Source organism: Protofrankia sp. CiP1_Cm_nod2, assembly GCF_920664355.1.
Classification (GTDB): Bacteria; Actinomycetota; Actinomycetes; order Frankiales; family Frankiaceae; genus Protofrankia.
Window position 1 is genome coordinate 4,426 of sequence record NZ_CAKKTL010000187.1, and the last position, 2,206, is coordinate 6,631.

The following is a 2,206-nucleotide window of genomic DNA, read 5'->3' on the forward strand; positions in this document are numbered from 1 at the left end:
CCTCCGGCGAGCAGAGCCTGCGGTTCTTCCCGCTGCTGCCGCTGCTGGTGCGCGCGGTCACGGTGCTGCCCGGGCTCGGCGGGCACACCGGCGTCCGCGTCACCCTGGTCGTGCTGGTGAACCTGATCGCGTTCGTCTTCGTGACGGCGCTCGCCGGACTGGCGCGCCGGGAGGGCTTCGGCCCCGCGGCGGTCTCCCGGGTGATCTGGATGGCCTCGCTGGCCCCGCCCGCGTTCGTGCTGGTCATGGGCTACACCGAGGCGCTGTGGGGGCTGCTGGCCGTCGGGGTGTTCGCCGGGATCCGCTCCCGGCGCTGGGAGTTCGCCGCCGGCTGCGGGCTGCTCGCCGGGCTGTGCCGGCCGGTGGGCGTCCTGCTGGTCGCCCCGGCGGCCCTCGAGGCCGCCCGCGGGATCACCGCCGCCGCCACGGCCGACCGGCTGCGGCGCGCGGCGGCTGTCGCGGCGCCGGCCGTGGGCCTCGGCGGCTACCTGCTGTGGGCGGGGATCGCCTACGGGGACGCCCTCGCCCCGGTCCGGCTGCAGCGGCAGCAGTCGCTGCACGGCAGCTCCTCGAACCCCGCGGCGGTGCTCTGGGACGCGGCCCGCGGCGCCGTCCACGGCGAGGTGGGCACCGCACTGCACGTCCCGTGGCTGCTGCTTGTCGCCGTCCTGCTCGTGGTCATGGTGCGTACGCTGCCGGCGTCCTACCCGCTGTGGGCCGCGCTGACCATCGCCGCCCTGCTGACCGGCAGCAACCTGGACTCCAGCGAGCGGTACGCCTACGGCGCGTTCCCGTTCCTGTTCGTCGCCGCCGCGCTGACCCGCCGTGACGAGGTGTTCCGCGCGGTGCTGGCGGCCTGCGCCGCGATGATGGCGGTGTACGCGTCCCTGGCCTTCCTCGGCCTGTACGTACCGTAAATCCTTTACGTAGGGTAGCCAAACTACCCTGATGCCCCGCTTTGCCCCGGATGCTCTTACAGGTTCGTCACACCGGCAGTCCACCTCGTCGTTACGGTGACGTCATGGATGTGGAGTACCAGCGGCTGTACCTGCCGCCCGGGACGGACCGCCGGCAGGCTCTGGCCGTCCTCACCCTGCACGCCGAGTTCGGCGACTGGGAGCTCGAGCGGCTGCGCCTGTTCCCGGACGGCTCCCGGCGCGTGCTCCTGCGCCGCTCACGCCAGCGCGGTGGGCTGCCGGGCTACCTGCCCACCTGACGGCCGTCAGCCGCCGGCACCGTCCGTGTCGCGGGCCTGTCGGTCACGGACGGCGATAGCCGCCGCGGCGGCGGGACCACGCCGCGGCGTGGCCGCACGGTGACCAGCCCGGCCGCCGGATCGTAGCTGTCCGGTCGCGGCGAGGAAGTCTTTCGCGAGACAGCAACCTGGATGGGCGGACAGACGTCAGGATGGCTGACAAGTGGTGGAAACCGCACCAGCCCGCCGGCCCTCCAGGAAGGACCCGCCGTGACGGTCGAGAGCGGATACGTGCCGCCCGGTGGTGAGCCCGTTCCGAGCGCCCTCGAGCCGGGCGCCCTCGAGCTGGGCGGCACCGGCCCCGACGGCGCGCCCGGGCTGGCGGGCACCGGCGCGCGGAGCACCCCGAGGAGCCACCCGGAAAGTGCGGCGGGCCCGGGGAACACGGGCCCGCCCGACGCGGCAGGGCCCGCGAGCCCGGCGGGCACAGCCCCGGCGGGCGGGGTACGGCCCAGTGGCGGCAGCGGGCCGGACGGCGGGGCCGGGACGCGGGCGGAGCCGGCCATCCAGGCGACCACCATCGTCGCGGTGGTCGCGGTCGCGGCGGTGGCCGCGTTCGTCTCCTACCGGCACATGCGCGGGGTCGCCCTCGAGCAGGGGGAGGACCGCCTCGCCGCCACCGTCATCCCGTTCAGCGTCGACGGCCTGATCGTCGCCGCGTCCATGACGATGCTGCGGGACCGGCGTGCCGGGCGACCCCGCTCCTGGCTGTCCTACACGCTGCTGACGCTGGGCGCGTGCGCGTCGCTGGCGGCGAACGTCATGCACGCCGAGCCCACCCTGGCCGCCCGGATCATCGCCGGCTGGCCGCCGCTGGCGCTGCTCGGCTCCTACGAGCTGCTCATGCGCCAGATCCACGCCGGCCGCGGCACGGCGGGCGGCCGGCGGCCCGCCGACATCGCGATCACGGTGCCGGCGCAGCGCGCCGAACAGCCGGCGGCACGACCGGCC

The 2,206-nt window shown here is 75.5% G+C and carries 3 protein-coding genes; all 3 read left to right on the forward strand.

The genetic code is table 11. From position 1 onward, the window contains the following. On the forward strand, positions 1 to 917 hold a 917-nt coding region (locus tag NBW84_RS18240; RefSeq protein WP_250285940.1), incomplete at its 5' end, for a hypothetical protein. A gap of 104 nt (positions 918 to 1,021) precedes the next feature. Beyond that, positions 1,022 to 1,216: a DUF5703 family protein gene (locus tag NBW84_RS18245; protein WP_250285941.1), complete on the forward strand. Its 195-nt coding sequence runs from the start codon at positions 1,022 to 1,024 to the stop codon at positions 1,214 to 1,216. A gap of 249 nt (positions 1,217 to 1,465) precedes the next feature. Beyond that, on the forward strand, positions 1,466 to 2,206 hold a 741-nt coding region (locus tag NBW84_RS18250), incomplete at its 3' end, for a DUF2637 domain-containing protein (protein ID WP_250285943.1).